A 19,678-nucleotide genomic window follows, 5' to 3' on the forward strand; every position below is an offset into this window, starting at 1 on the left:
CTCGGCCTCGGCGACCACCGCGTCCATCGTGCAGGCATTCAGGTCCAGCCGGATCGTGTCGCCGGTCTTGAGATAGGCCAACCCTCCGCCGACGACGGCTTCGGGCGAGGCGTTCAGGATCGACGGGCTTTCCGAGGTGCCGGATTGGCGGCCGTCTCCGACGGTCGGCAGGTGGACGATGCCCTGTCGAAGGATCGCATCGGGCGGCTGCATGTTCACCACTTCGGCCGATCCGGGATAGCCGATGCAGCCGACGTTGCGGATGAAGAGGATCGACTTCTCGTCGATCTCGCCGGCCATGTCGTTGATGCGGGCGTGGTAGTCCTCCGGCCCTTCGAAGACGACGGCCCGCCCTTCGTGGATACCCTCACGCCCCTCGTCCTCGAGAAAGCGCTTGCGGAAATCGGCCGAGATCACCGACGTCTTCATCAGCGCCGTATCAAAGAGATTGCCGCTGAGGACCAGGAAACCCGCGTTCTCACGCAGCGGGTTGTCGTAGGGGCGGATCACCTCCGGATCGAGGACTTCGACCCCCTCGAGGTTCGCGCCCATGCTGCGTCCGGTGACGGTCATGCAGCCGCCATGGATGCGGCCGGCCTTTGCAAGCTCGGCCATCACGGCGGGAACGCCGCCCGCGCGATAGAAGCTTTCGCCCAGGAATGCGCCGGCTGGCTGCATGTTGACCAGAAGCGGGACGTCGAAGCCTACCGTCTGCCAGTCGCGCGTCTCAAGCTCGACCCCGGCGTGACGGGCCACGGCGACAAGATGCGGCGGCGCGTTGGTCGAGCCGCCGATCGCCGAGTTCGTGACGATCGCGTTTTCGAACGCTTCGCGCGTCAGGATGTCAGAGGGCTTGAGGTCCTCGTGGACCATCTCGACGATGCGCTGGCCGGTCTTGTAGGCCGCCTCCATCCGCTCGCGGAACGGCGCGGGGATCGCGGATTGCCCGGTCAGCGTCATGCCCAGCGCCTCGGCCAGCGCATTCATGGTCGAGGCCGTGCCCATCGTGTTGCAGTGCCCAAGCGACGGCGCGGACGCGCAGGCGCGCTTCATGAACTCTTCGTAGTCGATCTTGCCTTCCGCCAGCATGCGGCGGCTCTGCCAGATGATGGTGCCCGAACCGACGCGCTCGCCCTTCCACCAGCCATCCACCATCGGGCCGCCGTTCAGCGCGATGGCGGGAATGTCCGCAGTCGCGGCCCCCATCAGAAGCGCTGGCGTGGTCTTGTCGCAGCCGGTGGTCAACACCACGCCGTCGATTGGATAGCCGTGCAGGACCTCGACCAGGCCCAGATATGTCAGGTTCCGGTCCAGTGCCGCCGTCGGGCGCTTGCCGGTTTCCTGGATGGGATGGACCGGGAACTCCATCGGGATGCCGCCGGCGGCGCGGATGCCGGCTTTGATCCGGTCCATCAGGAACACGTGGATCTTGTTGCACGGCGCGAGGTCGCTGCCGGTCTGCGCGATGCCGATGATCGGCTTCTCGCTCTGCAATTCGTCGCGCGTGTATTCCTGGTTCTGGTAGCGCTCGACATAGAGCGCCGTCATGCCGGGGTTGTTCGGATTGTCGAACCACTCCTGCGACCGGAAACGGCGGTTTGCGCGGGTATCACTCATGATGTCTTCCCTGATCTTTGCTACTGCGCCTGGACGGTCGCACCCGATAGATGGACCGCCGAAAGTCTCACGATCCCGCCGGCCGGTCATCCCCGGCCTCGACCGCCTCTTTCAGGTCGATGCCGTTCTGACGCGCGACGATGTCGGCCAGCATCGGGACGTAATCGCCACCGTGCCCCCCGCTCTCGGCAAGCTGGAAGCTGTTCGCGATGGCCGCGCCGAGCAGGTTGGCGACCTCGGCCTTTCGCGCCATCGACGCGGCATAGCGGGTGTCCTTGGCGCCGTTCTGGATCGTGAACTTGTGCGCTTCGGGGTCCCGGCCGATCGCGTAGGACATGAACGTATCGTAGAACCCGTTCGACATGCGGCTTGACCCGAGCACGCGGTGGATCGTCTGCGGCGACAAGCCGGACTTCACCCCCATCGTCAGCGCCTCGGAATACAACGCTGCATAGCCCATCGAGATGAAGTTCATGATCAGCTTCATGCGGTGGCCCGACCCGGCGTCCCCCGTATGCGTGATGTTGCCGGCCCAGCATTCGATCACCGGGCGAAGGCGGTCGAACACCTCGGGGCTCGCGCCGACCATGGTGTCGAGCGTGCCTGCCTCGGCCTCTTTCGGCGTCCGCCCGAGCGGCGCGTCGACCAGCGTCATCTGCGCCGCCTCGAGCTCGGCGGCGAGCTTGTCGGTCGAGTCCGGATCGGCAGTGGTCGTGTCGATGACCACGAGCCCCGCCTTGCCCGACGCGAGGATGCCGTCCTCGCCCCGGATCACCTCTTCGACCTGTGCCGAGTTCGACAGGCACAGGTGAACGATGTCGCAGAGCTCGGCGATCTCGCGGGCGCTGGTTGCCTCCTGCGCGCCCTGGCCCACCAGATCCTCGACCGGGGTGCGGTTGCGATTACCCTTGACGACAAGGGGATAGCCCGATGCGATCAGGTTCTTCGCCATGCCGTGGCCCATGTAGCCCACGCCGATGAAGCCGATGGTCGGTTTGCTCATTTCGATCCTCCCTTTCGAGCCATCCCTGCCCGACGGCGGGTTTGGCAGGCCGCAGTTGATGCGTCCCCTTGCTTGGGTATAGCAATACGCCGAACACGCAACCGCACGGCGGAGGAAATGATGGCGGTACCAGTGCACTCTAACCTGCACAAAAAGGCGCTCCGAGACGAGCACCAAGCCTGCCGCACGCGTCGCAACGGAGCGATTTCATGAGCCTGAACCTTCCCGACGATGGCACCTTCGTGGGCCGCATCTGGCGTCCCGACCGCGGGCCGAGTGTCGTCGTGCTCCGGAAGGGGGAACTGGTCGACATCACCTGTCGCGAGGTTCCGACGTTGCGCGACCTCCTCGAAAGGGACGATACCCTCGCCTTCGTTCGCGAGGCAGAGGGCGAGGCGCTGGCGATGCCCGATCCCTTCGCGGACACGGGGGCCGAGCAACCGACCTTGCTTGCGCCGTGCGACCTGCAGGCGGTCAAGGCCGCCGGCGTCACCTTCGCCGAGTCGATGGTCGAACGCGTGATCGAGGAACAGGCTGCCGGCGATCCGGCCCGCGCGGCCGATATCCGCGCCCGCGTGGCGCAGGTGATCGGCACGAGCCTGTCGGGCCTCGTTCCCGGCTCAAAGCAAGCGGCAGAAGTCAAGCGCGTGCTGCAGGCAGAGGGCCTCTGGTCCCAGTACCTTGAGGTCGGGATCGGCCCGGACGCCGAAGTCTTCACCAAGTGCCAGCCCATGGCGGCCGTCGGGCACGGGGCCGCGATCGGGCTTCACCCGAACTCCAGCTGGAACAATCCTGAGCCCGAAGTCGTCCTCGCGGTGACGTCGCGGGGCGAGATCAAGGGCGCCACCCTTGGGAACGACGTCAACCTCCGCGATTTCGAGGGGCGCTCGGCGCTGCTTCTCAGCAAGGCCAAGGACAACAATGCCTCCTGCGCGATCGGACCCATGCTGCGGCTTTTCGACGAGACCTACGGGCTCGACGACGTGCGCGGCGCCGAGGTCGCCCTGCGCGTCGAGGGGCCGGAGGGGTTCGAGCTGGACGGAGTTTCGTCCATGCGCAAGATCAGTCGCGACCCGACCGACATCGTGGCCCAGACTGTCGGTCGTCACCATCAGTATCCCGACGGGTTCTTCCTGTTCCTCGGAACGCTCTTTGCTCCGACGCAGGATCGCGACGCCCCCTCTGCCGGCTTCACGCACAAGGTCGGCGACATCGTGACGATCAGCGAAGCCAGGCTCGGCAGCCTGCGCAACATCGTGCGCCTGTCGACCGAAGCACCGGAATGGACGTTCGGCGCCGGCGCTCTCATGCGGAACCTGTCCGGGCGGGGGCTGCTCTGACACCCCGCCCTTGATCTTGAAGCACCACCGCCCGGAGTGGCCCCCGAAACCTCGGTGGCCTCCGGGCGGCAGCCCGACGATCACCGCTCGTCGGGCGTAGCCGCGGCCCAGAGCAGGCCCCGGCGCAGGATCTCGCGCGCTTGCGGATGCGACAGCTCCTGCGCCTGGTGACCCAAGGCAGAGTAGAACACGCGCCCCTTGCCGTAGGTGCGGGTCCAGACGACCGGCATCACGGTGCCTGCCGTCTCGGGGGCGTGTTCGCCCGAGAAGGTGGTGGTGGCGAGAACCTCGTTTCCGGGGTCGACATGCAGGAAGTACTGCTCGGAGTGATAGTCGAAGTCGTCGATCCCGGAGATGATGGGGTGGTCCGGGCGCGTGATCTCGACAGTATAGTCTATGATGTTGCCGGGATGCGCGACCCACTGGCCGCCGACCATGAACTGGTAGGCTGGCGCGTCCCGAAAGGCGTCGCCCATCCCGCCGTGGAAGCCGCCGAGCCCGACACCGTTCCGCACCGCCGCACAGAGCCGATCAATGTCATCCTTCTTCGAGGGGACCTGCGTCACCATCGGCACGATCAGGGCGAAGCTCTCCAGATCCTCGGCGGGCAAGGCGCCGGACCAATGGGCTGAGGTGACGTCCATCCCCTCCGCTCCCAGCATGTCCGAGACGACCGAGGCGCAGGCTTCGGGCTCGTGCCCTTCCCAGCCGCCCCAGAAAATCAGTGCGCGTGCGTTGCTCATTGCAGTTCATCCTCCAACGGCTGCGGCCGGTCGCAGTCGCTCTCTATCCTGATGGTGCGTCTTTCCTCGGCCGCACGATCGATCGCGTCGATGACCTCGATCACGTGCAGCGCGAGTGTGCCGCTGGCGCGGTGCGGGCGGTCGGCGCGGATCGCGGCGGCCATGTCGGCAAGGCCGATGCCGCGCCAGTTATCTGCGCCATAGGGCCGGTCGGCGGCGGCAAGCGGCGCACCGTCGGGGAACTCGACCGTGCCGTCGAAGCGGTTGGGGTCCGGAACACGCATCGATCCTTCGGTGCCGTAGACCTCGATCGGGCTGTGCCAGTGTCCCGCCACATCGAAGCTCATCGCGAGTTGCACGATCGCGCCGCTGTCGAAAGCCAGCAGGCCCAGGATATGCGTGTCGACCTCCACCGGAACCGTCGTGCCGGCCCTGTCGCCGGTGGCGATGCGACGCTCCGCGCGGGGACGCGAGGACATCGACGCGACCTCGCGCACAGGGCCCAGCAGGTTGACCAGCGCGGTCAGGTAATACGGTCCCATGTCCATCAGCGGCCCGCCACCGGGGCGGCTGTAGTAGAAGTCGGGGTTCGGATGCCAGCGCTCGTGCCCCGCGACCATCATCGTCACGGTGCCGCCGATCGCCCTGCCGATCCTGCCCTCGTCGAGCGCGGTCCGCGCCGCCTGGTGCCCGCCACCAAGGAAGGTGTCGGGTGCACAGCCGATCCGCAGCCCACGCTCATCGCCCAGCCGCATCAGATCCTGCGCCTCGGCCAGCGTGGCACAAAGCGGCTTTTCGAGGTAAAGGTGCTTGCCCGCCTCGATCACTTGCCGCCCAACCGGACCATGCGCCGCAGGGACCGTCAGGTTGAGCACGACGTCGATGTCGTCGCGGGCCAGAAGCTCGGCCACCGAAAGCGCCGGCACGCCGTACTGCTTTGCCGCCGCCTGCGCCGCTTCGGGTTTCGCATCGGCGACGGCGCGCAGGACAAGCCCCGGAAGCCGCACGATGTTCTGCAAATAGATGCCGCTGATGACGCCGCATCCGATGATCCCGACTCCGGTGTCGCTCATGCCGGAACTCGCTGAATCCGGCGACCGTCCTCGTCGAAGTGATGCTGCCGATCAGGGCTCGTGCGCAGCTTCAGGCGTTCGCCGTCCTTGAGGCGCATATGGCCCGGCAGGCGGACGATCAGGTCGCCCACCTCGTCCACCCGCACGTGCGCGATGGTGTCCGAACCCAGCGTCTCGACCACGCGGGCGGTGGCGTCCCAGCCCTCGCCCTCGGTCAGTTCAAGATCCTCGGGACGGATGCCGATGGTGGCCACGTCCGGCCGATCGAGCAACTTGCCTGGGACGAGGTTCATCTTGGGCGAACCGATGAACCCGGCCACGAAGACGGAAGCCGGCTCGTCATACAGGTCCATCGGGCTTCCGATCTGCTCGATCCGGCCCTTGTTCATGACGACGATCTGGTCAGCCAGGGTCATCGCCTCGACCTGGTCGTGAGTCACGTAGATCATCGTCGAGTCGATGGACTGGTGCAGCTCGGCCAGTTCCACCCGCATCTGGGTGCGCAGCGCGGCGTCGAGGTTCGACAGCGGCTCGTCGAACAGGAAGACCTTGGGGTTGCGCACGATGGACCGCCCGATCGCGACGCGCTGGCGCTGGCCGCCCGACAGCTCCGAGGGCTTGCGGTCGAGGTAATCTTCAAGCGCCAGGATGCGCGCCGCCTCGGCCAGCCGCTTCTCGCGCTCTTCGGTCGGCATGTTCGAGATGCGCAGCCCGAAATCAATGTTCCGCGCCACCGTCATGTGCGGGTAAAGCGCGTAGGACTGGAACACCATCGAGATGCCGCGCTTGGAGGGCTCTTCGCGGGTCACGTCCTGGGTGCCGATGCGGATCGTTCCGCTGGTCGGACGCTCGAGCCCCGCGATCAGGCGCAGCAGCGTGGACTTCCCGCAGCCCGACGGCCCGACGAGGACGGTGAAAGAACCGTCCGGCACCGTCAGCGACAGGTCGGGGATGACGGTGAACGTTCCGAAAGCCTTGGTGACGTTCTCCAGGCGGACTTCAGCCATTCCGGGCCTCGTAAGTGAAGGAAAGGAAATCGGCGGGTCGGCCGCGCCCGGACGTGTCGTGGGCGCACATGCCGACGAACGCGCCGGTGAAATTGTTGCCGGGCCCGTTCCCGGCCTCGTCAGAGATCGCGGACTGGTCGAGCTCGACGCCCGTGTCGGTCCACTCCCCGCCCGGCAGCGCGTAGCGGAATCGCAGCGTGCTGTTGTCCACGTCGCAGCCGAGCCGGATCACGCCATCCTCCGGCAGCGCAATGGGGCTGATCGGGTAGCTGACGCGCGCATCGGGCCAATCGGCGGCACAACTGTAGATCGTCAGCACCCGCGCCCCGTCCTCGTCGGCCGTGATGGCGAGGTAGTGGAACTTGTTCCGCCCGTACCACGAGATCAGGCCCGCGAAGTGCTGGTAGTCGCCGGGGGTCATCTCGATCTCGGTTTCGGCGGTGTAGGACAGCGCGTCCTGGCGCCGCGCGACAAGCGCGTGGTCGAACTGCGATCCGGGGCTTTCGCGACCATAGAGGCGCAGGACGCCGGGCCGCTCGGTGACCGAGAACAGCCGGTCGCGGTCGGGGCTGCGCAGCCACTGGAACTCGGACGGCAGGCCGTTTTCGAACGTGCGACGCGCCGGGGTCGGCTCGTGCGGCGCCTCGGGCAGATCGGGGCCGTCGATCTCGGCCGCCGGGGCGTTGCCGCCATGGGCGAGACGCGGGAACTCTCCCTCGTCCCAGATCAGGCGCTGGATCGACGTTTCCCGCCCGAGCGGCGAGCGACGCACGTCGTCGGAGTGGATGCCCGCCCCGGTGACCGCGCTGCGCGTCTCGGGCAGCGGGCGCGAGCAGAGATGCACCATGAAGTGCTCGCCCGTCTGCGTCTCGACGATGTCGGCATGGCCCGCGCGCTGCAGCAGGTGGTCAGGATCCGTGTCCTTCGAAGTCAGGACATGCTTGGCGGGATCAGTCTCGTAAGGGCCGAACAGGTCGCGCGAGCGCGCCATCGTGGCGGCATGGTCATAGCCGGTGCCACCTTCGGCCGTCAGCAGGTAGTACCAACCGTCGCGGGTGTAGAGGTGCGGCCCCTCGACCAGCTTGTGATCGGTCCCGCGATAGATGTTGTGGACCTCGCCGACGAGCCGCTGCTGGTCGACGGAGTATTCCTGCATGACGATGCCGCCGAACCGGTCGCCGCCCTCGCGATTGTGGTTCCAGATCATGTTCAGAAGCCACTTGCGCCCGTCCGCATCGTGGAACAGCGACGGATCGAAGCCCGAGGAATTGAGGTAGACCGGATCGGACCAGGGTCCTTCGATCGAAGGGGCGGTGACGAGATAATTGTGGCTGTCCTTCCACGCCCCATCGCGGCGCTTTACATCGGTATAGATCAGCCAGAACTGCCCGTCGGCATGGGTCAGGCACGGGGCCCACACCCCGCCCGAATCCGGGTCGCCGCGCATGTCGAGCTGTTCGGCACGGTCGAGCGGGCGCGTGACGAGCCGCCAGTTCTTCAGGTCGCGAGAGTGGTGGATCTGCACGCCCGGATACCATTCGAAGGTAGAGGTGGCGATGTAGTAATCCTCACCCACCCGCACGATGGAGGGGTCCGGGTTGAAGCCGGGAAGGATGGGGTTCTCGATCTTCATGGGATCAGCCTTTCACGGCACCGCCGGTGAGGCCGGCGACGATGTATTTCTGGGCGGCAAGGAAGAAGATGACGGCGGGGACCAGCGACAGCGTCACAAAGGCAAGCGTCTGGTTCCACTGGGTCACAAATTCGCCCCGGTACTGCATCATGCCCAGCGGCCAGGTGAACACCTCGCGCGAGTTCAGCACGACGAGCGGCAGCAGGAAGTTGTTCCAGCTCTGCACGAAGACGAAGACGCCCACCGTGGCGAGAATCGGCGTCGACAGCGGCAGCGTGAACCTGAGGAAGAAGCGGACGTAGCCGCAGCCGTCGATATAGGCAGCCTCGAACAGTTCTTTCGGCAGCTGCGCAAAGAACGTGCGGAACAGCAGGATGGCTAGGCTGAGGCCGAAGGCGGTCTGCGGAAGGATAACGGCCCAGTAGGTGTCGAGCAGCCCCATGTCGCGCACCTTGATGAAAAGGGGCAGGATCGCCGTGGCGAAGGGAAACATCAGCCCCAGCAGCAGGTACGAGAACAGGAAGTTCGAGCCGAAGAACCTGATCTGCGCAAAGACATAGGCCGCCGCCGATCCCACCAGCAGCGTCAGCACGACCGCCGCCGACGAGATCAGGAGCGAGTTGCCGAGGTAGCGCCAGAAGGCGGCGTCGCTCAGGATCGCGCCGTAGAACTCGATGTTCCAGGTCTCGGGCATCGCGAAGGCCGAGGTACGGATTTCCGCGTTCGTCTTGAAGCCGCCCATGACCGTCGCCCAGAGCGGGGCGAGCACGAAGCTCGCCACCACGAGAAGGAACGCCAGTCGCGCGATGTTGCGCCAGACATGTGGAGCGGTCATGCCGTTCCTTTCTTCATGAAGATGCGCTGGTAGAACACGGCCACCAGGACCGCGACGACGAACAGGACCACGCCGACGGCGCTGCCAAAGCCGATGCGCAGGCGCGTCAGGCCGAATTCGTAGAGGTACGTCACGATGGTCTGTGTCTGGTTGGACGGGCCGCCATTCGTGAGCGGGATGATGACGTCGAAGACCTGAAGCGCGCCGATGATCGCAAAGAAGGCGCTGACGGCGATGGCCGGCTTGATGTGGGGCACCTGGACATGCCGCACGATCTGGGTGCGGCTCGCGCCCTCGATCCGGGCGGCTTCGATCTGGTCTTCGGGGACGCTTTGCAGCGCGGCGATGTAGATCATCATGTGGAAGCCGAAATACTTCCAGACGAGCACGATCATGACGGCGTAGAAGGCAAGTTCCCGATCTGCGAGGATGAAGAACTGTTCGATGCCAAGAGAGTTGGCGATGGACGCGGTGACGCCGTAATTCCCGTCGAACACGAAGCTCCAGATCAGGCCGGCGGCGACCTCGGCCATGATGTAGGGCACGAAGAAGATCAGGCGGAAGACCGCGTTGGTCGGCGTCTGACGATAGATGAGAAGCGCCAGCAGAAGCGCCAGGGGCATCTGCACCAGCAGCGAGATGAGGACGATCTTGATCGTGTTCCAGACGGCCACCGAAAAGACCGAGTGGCCGAACATCTGCTCGAAGTTGCGCAGCCCAACGAAATCCGTGGGCGTACCGTAGCCGTTCCAGTTGTAGAACGCATAGAGGCCGGACTCCCCCAGCGGCAGGATCACGAACAGGGTGAACAGGATCAGCGCGGGCGGCAGCAGGATCAGGACGGCGGTCAGCCGCCCGTTCGAGGCGGCGCGGCGTAACCGCTCGCTCATTGCCGGCCGGCGATCCGGCGGCAAGGTGGTGGTGTCAGACATCGGGATCCCTCCCAGGATCGGGTGTTGGCGCGCGCAGAACGCGCGCGCCGGTCCGGATCAGCGGAAGTCCCAGGCTTCCTGCACGCGGGCCGCCGCTTCTTCGGGCGTGGTCGCGCCAGAGATCAGGTCGGCCGAGACGTCGTTGACAGTCGCGCCCACGGACGCGCCCAGGAACTGGTCCAGGAAGATCTGGTGGTAGCTGGACTCCGAGATGTCCGTCGCGACCTGCTGGAAGAACGCGTTGGTCAGCGCCTGGTCGGCCCCCTCGACGATCGGGATGAAGATCCCGCGCTCGGCGATGGTTTCCTGGTTCTGGCGGTTCAGCATGAAGGTCAGGAAGTTCACCGCCTCTTCGGAGGCGTCGGCCGTCACGGCCCAGCCGTTGATCCCGCCGAGGGTCGCGTTGTCGCCCCCTTCGCTGACCGGGTCCGAGATCGCTGGGAACGCCATGATGTCGAGCTGGTCATCCGAGAGACCCTGCCCGTCTGTTGCACGCCCGCGCATCGGCAGGTAGTCCCAGTCGCCCATCAGGTGGAACGCGCCCTCGCCGTCCGCGAACATGCCCGACGCGGTCTCGTAGGTCGTGCCCATGACTCCCGGCTGGAACGGCTCCATCTCCGCCAGTTCGACCAGGTCCTCGCCCGCGGCGACGAAGGCTTCGCTTTCGAACGTCGTCTCGCCACCTTCCATCGCGGCGGTTACGATATCGGGGCCGCCTTCGCGCAGGGCTAGGTAGCTCCAGTAGAAGTGGACGGGCCACTTGTCCTGGCCTCCGGCGATGATCGGCGTGATCCCGGCATCCTTCAGCGTCTGGACCGCCTGAAGGAAGTCGTCCCAGGTCTCGATGGATTCGTGGTCCACGCCCGCCTGCTCGGTCAGGTCGGTGTTCACCCAGAAAATCACCTCGGTCGCGTAAAGCGGCAGGCCGTAGAGCGACCCGTCAACCGTGTAGGCGTCAAGCGCGGCCTGCGGGAAGCTGGACAGGACGTCCTCGTCGAGCGTGTCCCGGATCGGCTGCAGGAAGCCGGCTTCGGCCTGTTCGCGCAGGGTTTCGCCGCCCCAGGAATAGAACAGGTCGGGACGCGCATCCGACTGCAGCAGGGTGGGCAGCTTCGACTTGTAGGCTTCGTTGGCGATGTATTCGAAGACAACATCGACGTCCGGATGCTCGGCTTCATAGGCCTGTTCCAGCTCGGCGTAGAAGGCCTCTTCCTCGTCGCCCGGCTGCACGCGGAGGATGTTCACCTCCGTCTGCTGGGCATAGGCTGCCCCGGCACCAAGGGCCAAGGCAAGCGCGGTGGTTGCGTAGAGTTTCATCCCGTATTCCTCCCGTGATCGGCGCAGTGAGAGTCGCCTGATACCTGACTAACGTACCTCAAAACTCGCCAGAAGGAAGGGGGTGACGAAATCTTCTTTCGAGGCGCTTTTCGCGCAGGCGCCGATAGGCGCACAGATCTCAGGGAAGATTGTCCCGCAGGAATATCTCGATCCCGACGCGGTTCTCATCCTTGTTGAACGGCTTTCCACTCGAGAGCGCTACAAGCGTGCGAATCGCGGAACGCGCTTCGCGCGCCGGATCCTGCCGGATCACGGCGTCGATCTTACCCTCCAGCAGCCAGCGCCGGGAGTTATCCGTCAGTTCGTGGACAACCACCGGCGGCAGGGGATCAAGGCGTCCGAGAGCGGCGACTACGCCACGGTTGCCGGCCCCGATACTGTAGACCCCGGCCACGTCGGGCGTCGCGTCCAGCACCTCCGTCAGGGCACGTTCAGCCGTGTCAGCATCGTCGTAGGCTTCGATCGGCGGCATGACCTTCAGGCTCGGGAAGTCTGCGCCTATAACCTGCTGAAATCCCAGGTATCGCTCTGCGTGGTCCTGCACGACCATCGACCCCGCGACCACTGCGATCCGGCCTGACGTGCCGCCGCAGAAGCGGCCCAGAAGACCGGCCGCCGTGCGCCCCGCCCATATATTGTTGATGCCGATGAAGTGCTCGCGCAGATCCGAAGGCAGGTCTGACACCAGCGTCACGACCGGCAGATCCTGCGCGCGCAACGCCCGCACCGCCTCGCGCACCGCCGGCGAGTCCACCGCCACGAATGCTACGCCGTCGTAGCCGTCGGGCTCGATCGCCACCAGTTCCCGATGCAGGGCCTCTTCATCGAAGGGCGGAACGATCCGCACGACGACATCAACCCCCTCGGCGGCGAGTTGACGGGAATAGTCCAAGACTTCAGCCTGCAGCAGGCGCATGAAGCTGTTGGCCCCGCTCGGGAGCAGGAACAGGAAGCGAAAACTCCGCCGTCGAGAGAGGTTCGCGGCCGCTGAGTTCCGGACATAGTTGAGCGACCGCATCGCATCCTCGACCTTGTCTCGCGTCGCCGCGCGAACGGAATGGCGACCGTTCAGCACGCGGTCGACTGTCGAGAGGCTCACACCGGCAACGCGCGCTACATCATGAATTGTCGAACGCGCCATCTGCCTCTGACCCTCTTGACCAACGTGTTTCATGTTTGAAGCCTATTTCCGCAAGTATCTCAAGTTGGGCGGCGAACCGAGATCCTGCACGATTTACACGGGGGGCCCAGAAGCTCAGGTCACACCCGAGCAAGATTTGCGCAGTCCCCGCACTCGATGGAGCACGGTAGGCGACTTCTACTCGCCCTCCGACATGGTGATTACCGAAGTCCCCGCGGACCATCCGCTTGCGAGACTGCCTATAGGCGCATTGGCTCGCTTAAGCCTCACTCCCGTCGGAGCAAAAGCCTCCGACCCAACCAGGCGATCCTGCGCTCGTTCTGCCGTATGGCCTCCTCAGCGGCGTTAGAGATCGGAGAGGTAGTCTTCAGAAACGTAGCCTGTGATCCCAGGCGAATCCGCGAGCGAGACTCGACACCAAAGCTGGCCCACCTCGACAACGCAGTCCCGACGGATAAGCCGTGTTCCGTCGGGGAGACCGAGGATCACGTTGAATCCCAGTCCGGGCCCCGCGCGCAACTTCAGGAGTTCGTCGGGTCCAGCGCCTTCGACCACCGCCCGGCTTCCAAGACCACCGCAGCCGGAGATGAGGAGCAGCATCAGGATGGCGGCAGGGGTGGAGCGGCGCATGAATGACCTCGGTTGTTTCTTCCCCTGACCGTTTGCCAGTCCGACCGTTGCGAGTGAAGCGCGAATTGCTCCGCGTTGCTGCAACCCAATCCCCGACTCGGCGACTCTCCTTACCCGGCGACGCGAAGCTTCCGCAGACCGTTCGCAAGGAAGGCGGGGAAGCACGCATCAAGCCAGCAGATCGGAGACCGCAGCGTTGGGCGGCTCGCGACGGCTTCCTGACGCTCATGAGCGGAGGGCAGGTCACATCCTATGAGGATGATCCCGCCGCCGATCGGTTTCGTGGCAGCGTCGGATCGAAGCTTCTTACCGGCGGCGCGTAAGAGGGTGAAGCAGGCCGATCTCACAACGAGTCTCTTCCGCTGAACGTCAGCGAACATCACCGCAACGTCTCCTACCCACTCCGACTTCGCGAATGCTCCCTGAGCTGCTGCTGGTTTCGTGGGCGCGAAGACGAGATTGTGACCGTGGAACTGGAGAGTGGACATGACGAGACGGAAGTTCAGCCGCGAGTTCAAGGTCGAGGCTGTGAAGCTGGGGACGGAAGGGGGACGTTGCGTTCGCCCAGGCGTGCCGAGATCTGGGATCGGCCAAGAGCGTTCTGCGGCGATGGATGCGAGAAGCAGCCGAGGCACCAACCTCGGCGTTTCCGGGCAACGGCCAGCAGCGCGCTGAGCTGGCTGAGATCGCAATCTCTGAAGAAGGAGGTCGCCAAGTTCAAGGCCGAGCGTGACATCCTAAAAAAAGGCGAGCCATGTGCGCCATTGGTTCAAGCACAATGGCAAGCGCCTATTTCGCGCGGGAAGCGACATGACGATCGCTTTCGTCGCGAAGAACCGGCATGTCTGGCCGGTCAGCTGGACGTGCGAGGTGCTGGGCATCTCTCGGTCGGGCTTCCATGCCTGCTCAAGCGACCGATCAGCGATCGGGCAGCGCACGACGCGAAGCTCGTCATCGCCATCGACAAGAGCGTCCGGGCCACCGATCGCACCTATGGTACCCGCCGGGTCTGGCGCGACGTGCTCGAGGACGGGCTGGCGTGCGGACTGCATCGGATCGAGCGTCTGATGCGGAAGAATGCCATGAGGGCGCGGCCGAAGCGACGCGGGAAGCCGAAGGACGACGGCGGACGGTCGGTCATCGCCAACAAGACCTCGACCGCAATTTCGAGGCCGACCATCCGAACCAGAAGTGCCCTCTCGGCGAGTGCACGCAATCACCTGTGGGGTATTAGCTTCACCTACATCCCTTCAGCCGAGGGTTGGGCTGCATATCGCTCGCCATTGTTCTCAGACCAAAGGCGGGTGCGCCGATCTATGGCAAGCTGGGCGACCTGTTTGGCCGCAAGATCGTGATGCAGGGTGGTATCCTCGTCTTCCTGCTGGGCGCGGTGATTTCGGGGCTGGCGCAGAACATGGCTGAGCTTGTCGCCGGGCGCGCGGTTCAAGGGCTTGGCGGCGGCGGTCTGATTGTCGTGGCAATGGCGGTGGTGGCCGATGTCCTGCCGCCGCGCGAGCGGGGCAAGGCGCAAGGTATCAGGGGCACCGCCTTCGGCATCTCGACCGTGATCGGGACGCTGATCGGCAGCCTTCTGGTTGAGCAGCTGAACTGGCACTGAATCTTCTTCGTGAACCTGCCCATCGGCATTATGGCCTTCATCGCGCTCGGCGCCACGCTCGACAGCCCGACGACGAAGACCAAGCGCACCGTCGACTATGCGGGGACCGCCCTGCTGGCGCTACTCCTGTCGACCGCGGTCATTCTGTCCGGACGAGAGGGGGGGGAACTGCCGGTCGACACCGCCGGTCTTTTGGCGGGAGGCGCACTGGCGGTCGCGGCGCTCATCGGATTCGTCCTTGTGGAGCGTCGTGCGGCTGAGCCGATCCTGCCGCTCGCGCTGTTCCGCAACCCGACCTTTCTGGTGGTGAGCGCCGTCGGCTTCATGGTCGGCATGGCGATGTTCGGCACGATTACCTTCATGCCCCTGTTCCTGCAGGTGGTGAAGGACGTGAACCCGACCGCCTCGGGTCTGTTCCTGCAGCCGATGATGGGCGTGCTGCTCGGGTCCTAGATCCTTGCAGGCCAGATCATGTCGCGCACCGGGCGCTATAAGCTGCTGCCGATCCTGTCGACAGGCTTGCTGGCGCTCGCGATTTCGTTGCTGACGCGGATCGGCGTCCAGAGCTCGCTCTGGGCCATCGCGGCAAGTCTGCTTCTGGTCGGGCTCGGGTTGCGCCCGGTCTTCAGCATCGCGGTCGCGGCGATTCAGAACGCCGTGCCTGTCGGCATGCTCGGCATCGGCACAGCCAGCGCCACCATGTTCCGCCTCATCGGCGGCGCGATCGGGACGACAGCCTTCGGCGCGATCTTCAGCTCCGGGGTGGCCACCCATCTTGCCGGGCGGCTACTTGGCGGAGCCGCGGGCGGCCTAGGCTCTGTCAGCGCCGAGGCTGTGCATGCGCTGCCGGTCGAAGCGCAGGTGGCGGTGCTGGATGGCACTTCGCAGGCGCTGCATCCTATCCTTTCGTCGCGGCGGTCTGTGCCGTGATGTCCTGCGTGATCGCAACACGGCTGCAAGAGCGTCTTATGCCGAGCACCCTGTCGGCTCCAGACAGATCGATTAGAGCTAGAACAAGACCGTCGCTGCGAGAGCGCTTGCTGGCAGGAAGACCTTCGGGCAGCGACATGAGCTGGGTGGCGACGTGATTTCGATCCTGCTGCGGCGTTGGTCACGGCGCTTGTCGTATCGGATAGGCTTGTCGCGCGACTTCATGCCTGCAGAGGGTATTCCCTTGTGCATAAGGTCTTCGCGGGACCGGTCCGCGTCGTACCCGCGATCTCCCAGCAGCCAATCGGCGGTGGCGCGCTACCCGTCAATGCGTTGGCCCCGGTATAGTCGCTAACCCACTGCCGAACAGGCGATGCTTGTATCGCCGGGAGGAGGGCCGGCCGTGATGAGTTCGAAGGGCCTGAAATCCGTCCAGTAGACGGATTTCCCGGAAAACGGATCGGGCGCCCGATGTTGTCGGTAACGGCATGAAGCCTTGTGTTTATCACGCCTTCCGTCCGTCCGATCAGCCTGCCATGCCGCCTCTTTGTTCCACCGCTCCACCGGCTGGAGAGCGTGCGGTGTGCTTGAGGTCGTCGCATCCATCGCCCGGCAGTGGTTCGCGCAGCAAACCATGAGAGGGATCATGACCGTCTTCCGCTCGATGCCCGCGGCCGCCAAGCCGCCCATCATCCTGGCAAACACAAACCGTTCGCAGCTGCGGTGCTCACCTCCACCGCTTCCACCGGTTGAAGAGCGTCTTCGGCGGGCAGTTCTTCATCGCGCCAGCCCAGCTCGTTGCGGTTGATGAAGATTATGCCGCTCGGGACCGTCTGTCCTCGACACGGACGGCGTGGCTCGTTAGAAGATACAGCCGTAGCCGCGCCATCGGTCTCCTCGCTGAGCCTGAACCACGACCAACATCGGCAATAATCGGGCCCTGAATACATGGGTCGCCACCAGGTCTGCGGTCAGCGGCGGTGCGGTCCCACTGACCTCACGCTATCGCTTAAACTCACGCTCCCGGACCAGCGAGGCGTGGTCGGCGACAGGGCCGTCTGCGCCGACGCGGGAGAGACCGTGACGCCTGTCCGCTTCTCGGAAGTACGACTGCCGCGCCAGCCGTCCTCCTGCGTCAAAGCGATACCGCCTCCAGCAGGCTCTCGCGCTCGATCTCGCCCTTGGCGGCGACATAGCTGATCTGGCCGCCGGTCAGCACCGTCACCCGGTCGGCGAGCCCGACGGCGAAGTCGAAATACTGCTCGACCAGCACGATCGCGATCTCGCCCTCGTCGCGCAGGGTCGAGATCACGTTTCCGATCTCCTTTATGATCGACGGCTGGATGCCCTCGGTCGGCTCGTCCAGAAGCAGCACCCGCGGTCTCGTGACCAAGGCGCGGCCGATGGCCAACTGCTGCTGCTGCCCGCCCGAAAGATCGCCGCCACGGCGGTTGCGCATCTGGGCGAGGACGGGGAACAGGTCGTAGATCCGGTCTGGCACCGATCGGGCGCCGCGACCGAGGCAGGCAAAGCCGGTCTGAAGGTTCTCGGTCACGCTCATCAGCGGGAACACTTCGCGCCCTTGGGGCACGTAGGCGATGCCTGCCCGCGCCGCTTGAACCGCGCTCGGATGTCCCAGGTCCCGACCATCAACCACGATCCGCCCCTCGCGAAACGGGTGGCGCCCGGCGATCGCCTTCATCAACGAGGTCTTGCCTACCCCGTTCATCCCCATCACCGCCGTCACCTCGCCAGCGCGGGCAGACAGGTTCACGCCATGCAACACCTGGCTCTGCCCATAGCGCAGCGTCAGTCCTTGTACGTCCAGCATCACTCAGCGCCCCAGATAGACATCGATCACGTCCTGGTTCTTCGTCACGTGGTCCAGAGACCCTTCGGCCAGCACCCGCCCCTCGTGCAGGACCGTCACCTTGCAGTCGAGGCGGCGGACGAACTCCATGTCGTGCTCGACCACGATGACGGCCCGCGTCTTCGCCAGCCGTTTCAGGAGGTCCGCGGTATGGCCGCGCTCCGCCGGGGTCATGCCGGCGGCCGGTTCGTCCACCAGCAGCAGGCGCGGCTCTTGCGCCAGGAGCATCCCGATCTCGAGCCATTGCTTCTGGCCGTGGCTCAGCTCGCCGGCCTTGCCAAGAAGCTGATCCGACAGCGCGATCTCGTCGGCCAGTTCGGCGATGCGCCCGGCGTTCTGAGACCGGTTGAACAGCACCCGGAACGGATCGCGCCGGGCCCTCAGCGCCATGGCGAGGTTCTCGCGCACGGTCTGGTCCTCGAACACGGTGGGCTTCTGGAACTTTCGCCCGATCCCGGCCCGCGCGATGGCGCTTTCGCTCATCCCGACGAGGTTGCGGTTCTCCTCGCCCCAGACAACGCGGCCGGAATCGGGCCGGGTCTTGCCGGTGACGATGTCCATGAAGGTCGTCTTGCCCGCGCCGTTCGGCCCGATGATCGCCCGTAACTCGGGTTCGCCCATGATCAGGGAAAGGCTGTTGATGGCCCGGAACCCGTCGAAGGTCACCGAGACGCCATCCACTTCAAGAAGCGTCATTCCGCGCCCTCCTCGGCCCGCTTGGCGCCTTGATCGGGGCCGTAATTTCCCTGGCGCTCAGGCCTGCGTCGCTCTGTAATCAGGTCGACCAGCCCGCCGATTCCCTTCGGCGCCAGCAGCGTCACCGCCACGAAGCTGAGGCCAAGCAGCACCAGCCACCAATCCGTCCACTGAAGCTTGTAGTTACCCAATTCGATGTTGGGCGCCCCGCCGCCGGTAAACCAGCTCGACAGCAGCGAGACCAAGGCCGCGCCGATTACCGCACCGTAGAGCCGACCGCGCCCGCCGATGGCTACCCAGACGGCGAGGTAGATCGACGCGATCGGCGCGATCTCGTTCGGGTTGATGATGCCAGCCTGCGGGTAGTAGAGTGCGCCGGCGATGCCGGTGACCACGGCTGTCAGCACGAAGGCGAAAAGCTTGAAGCTTTCCACGTGGTAGCCTAGGAACCGCACCCGCGCCTCGTCGTCGCGCACCGCCCGCAGGACCGACCCCATCCGCCCGGACACCACCCACGCAAACAGCAGGTACGCCACGGCCAGAGCGACGGCGGAGGCCCAGAAGAAACCGAGGCTCAGTGCCGCCTGTGACGTGTTCTCGAAGCCGGGGATGTTCTGCAGGCCGGAAAGGCCGTTGTTGCCCCGAAGGCCGCTGTCGTTCTGGAACAGGTACAAGGCCAGCGCCAGCGTCATCGCCTGGGTCAGGATCGACAGGTAGACCCCGGTCACCCGGCTGCGGAAGGCAAGCCAGCCGAAGACCAGCGCCATTGCACCCGGCACCAGCACCACCATCAGAAGCTGCAGGAACAGGCTGTCCGCGAACATCCAGATCAGCGGGAAGTCTGACGATCCCACAACGCCGAAGATTTGGCTGCCGATAGCGTCACGGACCTCTCCGGCAGTCGGCGGCAGCGGCTGCGAGGCAAGGCTCTGGGCGACCAGCCCCTCGGTCCGAGCGTACATCAGCCACATGCCGATCGCGTAGCCCCCGAGGCCGAAAAAGGCCATATGCCCAAGGCTCAGGATGCCGGTGTAGCCCCAGACGACATCCATCGCGACGGCGGCGATGCACAGGCACAGCGTCTTGCCCAGCGTCTTCACAAACGAGGTCGAGATCGCCCCCTGCTCGGCCAGCACCGTGACGAGGACCGCGAAGACCGCGAGCGAGGCGAGGAACACGAAGGTCGAGGTCTGCCGCACCGGCGGTGTCCGGTGCGGCAGGGTCATGGCGGCGTCAGTCATGAGGCGTGTCTTTCGAGAGTCGGGCGCATGG

At 65.3% G+C, this 19,678-nt stretch carries 19 protein-coding genes and 1 pseudogene; 5 read left to right on the forward strand and 15 right to left on the reverse strand.

The window, feature by feature from the left end; translation table 11 throughout:
- Positions 1-1,617, reverse strand: a 1,617-nt coding sequence (locus ACFDS3_RS02595) for an IlvD/Edd family dehydratase (protein ID WP_375260785.1), incomplete at its 3' end; no start/stop codon positions are given.
- Between the two features lie 67 nt (positions 1,618-1,684).
- Positions 1,685-2,620, reverse strand: coding sequence for an NAD(P)-dependent oxidoreductase (locus ACFDS3_RS02600; protein WP_375260786.1), 936 nt, complete (start codon positions 2,618-2,620; stop codon positions 1,685-1,687).
- Between the two features lie 209 nt (positions 2,621-2,829).
- Here ACFDS3_RS02600 and ACFDS3_RS02605 point away from each other — a divergent pair, with 209 nt between their 5' ends.
- The gene (locus tag ACFDS3_RS02605; RefSeq protein WP_375260787.1) at positions 2,830-3,960 is read left to right on the forward strand and encodes a fumarylacetoacetate hydrolase family protein; all 1,131 of its coding nucleotides are present in this window, start codon (positions 2,830-2,832) and stop codon (positions 3,958-3,960) included.
- An 80-nt stretch (positions 3,961-4,040) separates the two neighbouring features.
- Here ACFDS3_RS02605 and ACFDS3_RS02610 read toward each other — a convergent pair whose 3' ends face one another.
- From ACFDS3_RS02610 to ACFDS3_RS02650, 9 genes are all read right to left on the reverse strand, one after another.
- A complete protein-coding gene (locus ACFDS3_RS02610; RefSeq protein WP_375260788.1) occupies positions 4,041-4,703 on the reverse strand; it encodes a ThuA domain-containing protein in 663 nt (220 codons plus the stop codon).
- Positions 4,700-5,776 (reverse strand): Gfo/Idh/MocA family protein, encoded by a 1,077-nt coding sequence (locus ACFDS3_RS02615; protein WP_375260789.1) that lies wholly within the window; start codon positions 5,774-5,776, stop codon positions 4,700-4,702. The genes ACFDS3_RS02610 and ACFDS3_RS02615 overlap by 4 nt, the downstream gene beginning before the upstream one ends.
- Positions 5,773-6,783, reverse strand: coding sequence for an ABC transporter ATP-binding protein (locus ACFDS3_RS02620; RefSeq protein WP_375260790.1), 1,011 nt, complete (start codon positions 6,781-6,783; stop codon positions 5,773-5,775). Before ACFDS3_RS02620 ends, ACFDS3_RS02615 begins: the two co-directional genes overlap by 4 nt.
- On the reverse strand, positions 6,776-8,416 hold the full coding sequence (locus ACFDS3_RS02625) for a glycoside hydrolase family 43 protein (RefSeq protein ID WP_375260791.1): 1,641 nt from the start codon (positions 8,414-8,416) through the stop codon (positions 6,776-6,778). Before ACFDS3_RS02625 ends, ACFDS3_RS02620 begins: the two co-directional genes overlap by 8 nt.
- A gap of 4 nt (positions 8,417-8,420) precedes the next feature.
- Positions 8,421-9,251 (reverse strand): carbohydrate ABC transporter permease, encoded by an 831-nt coding sequence (locus tag ACFDS3_RS02630; protein ID WP_375260792.1) that lies wholly within the window; start codon positions 9,249-9,251, stop codon positions 8,421-8,423.
- Entirely contained in the window at positions 9,248-10,183 is a 936-nt protein-coding gene (locus tag ACFDS3_RS02635) for a carbohydrate ABC transporter permease (protein ID WP_375260793.1), read from the reverse strand. The genes ACFDS3_RS02630 and ACFDS3_RS02635 overlap by 4 nt, the downstream gene beginning before the upstream one ends.
- Positions 10,184-10,240: 57 nt before the next feature.
- Positions 10,241-11,500, reverse strand: a complete 1,260-nt coding sequence (locus tag ACFDS3_RS02640) for an ABC transporter substrate-binding protein (protein ID WP_375260794.1) — start codon at positions 11,498-11,500, stop codon at positions 10,241-10,243.
- Positions 11,501-11,639: 139 nt separating this feature from the next.
- On the reverse strand, positions 11,640-12,662 hold the full coding sequence (locus ACFDS3_RS02645; RefSeq protein WP_375260795.1) for a substrate-binding domain-containing protein: 1,023 nt from the start codon (positions 12,660-12,662) through the stop codon (positions 11,640-11,642).
- 345 nt (positions 12,663-13,007) lie between these two features.
- Positions 13,008-13,292, reverse strand: coding sequence for an SH3 domain-containing protein (locus ACFDS3_RS02650; protein WP_375260796.1), 285 nt, complete (start codon positions 13,290-13,292; stop codon positions 13,008-13,010).
- An 863-nt stretch (positions 13,293-14,155) separates the two neighbouring features.
- On the opposite strand from ACFDS3_RS02650, the gene ACFDS3_RS02655 reads away from it, so the two are divergent.
- The 4 genes from ACFDS3_RS02655 to ACFDS3_RS02670 are packed head-to-tail and all read left to right on the forward strand — an operon-like array spanning position 14,156 to position 15,840.
- The gene (locus ACFDS3_RS02655; RefSeq protein WP_375260841.1) at positions 14,156-14,647 is read left to right on the forward strand and encodes an IS3 family transposase; all 492 of its coding nucleotides are present in this window, start codon (positions 14,156-14,158) and stop codon (positions 14,645-14,647) included.
- Complete coding sequence (locus ACFDS3_RS02660; protein ID WP_375260797.1) at positions 14,554-14,910, forward strand: MFS transporter; 357 nt, start codon at positions 14,554-14,556, stop codon at positions 14,908-14,910. The genes ACFDS3_RS02655 and ACFDS3_RS02660 overlap by 94 nt, the downstream gene beginning before the upstream one ends.
- A gap of 9 nt (positions 14,911-14,919) precedes the next feature.
- Entirely contained in the window at positions 14,920-15,363 is a 444-nt protein-coding gene (locus tag ACFDS3_RS02665) for a hypothetical protein (protein ID WP_375260798.1), read from the forward strand.
- An 18-nt stretch (positions 15,364-15,381) separates the two neighbouring features.
- On the forward strand, positions 15,382-15,840 hold the full coding sequence (locus ACFDS3_RS02670; RefSeq protein ID WP_375260799.1) for a hypothetical protein: 459 nt from the start codon (positions 15,382-15,384) through the stop codon (positions 15,838-15,840).
- 78 nt (positions 15,841-15,918) lie between these two features.
- Here ACFDS3_RS02670 and ACFDS3_RS02675 read toward each other — a convergent pair.
- The 4 genes and pseudogenes from ACFDS3_RS02675 to urtC all read right to left on the reverse strand — a co-directional run bounded on the left by ACFDS3_RS02675 (position 15,919) and on the right by urtC (position 19,647).
- Positions 15,919-16,729, reverse strand: a pseudogene (locus tag ACFDS3_RS02675) (IS5/IS1182 family transposase).
- Positions 16,730-16,975: 246 nt separating this feature from the next.
- Positions 16,976-17,671 (reverse strand): urea ABC transporter ATP-binding subunit UrtE, encoded by a 696-nt coding sequence (gene urtE / locus ACFDS3_RS02680; RefSeq protein ID WP_375260800.1) that lies wholly within the window; start codon positions 17,669-17,671, stop codon positions 16,976-16,978.
- Between the two features lie 3 nt (positions 17,672-17,674).
- On the reverse strand, positions 17,675-18,406 hold the full coding sequence (gene urtD / locus ACFDS3_RS02685) for an urea ABC transporter ATP-binding protein UrtD (RefSeq protein WP_375260801.1): 732 nt from the start codon (positions 18,404-18,406) through the stop codon (positions 17,675-17,677).
- A complete protein-coding gene (urtC, locus tag ACFDS3_RS02690; RefSeq protein WP_375260802.1) occupies positions 18,403-19,647 on the reverse strand; it encodes an urea ABC transporter permease subunit UrtC in 1,245 nt (414 codons plus the stop codon). Before urtC ends, urtD begins: the two co-directional genes overlap by 4 nt.
- Positions 19,648-19,678 lie beyond the last annotated feature (31 nt).

Source organism: Palleronia sp. (assembly GCF_042089775.1).
Taxonomy (GTDB): domain Bacteria; phylum Pseudomonadota; class Alphaproteobacteria; order Rhodobacterales; family Rhodobacteraceae; genus Palleronia.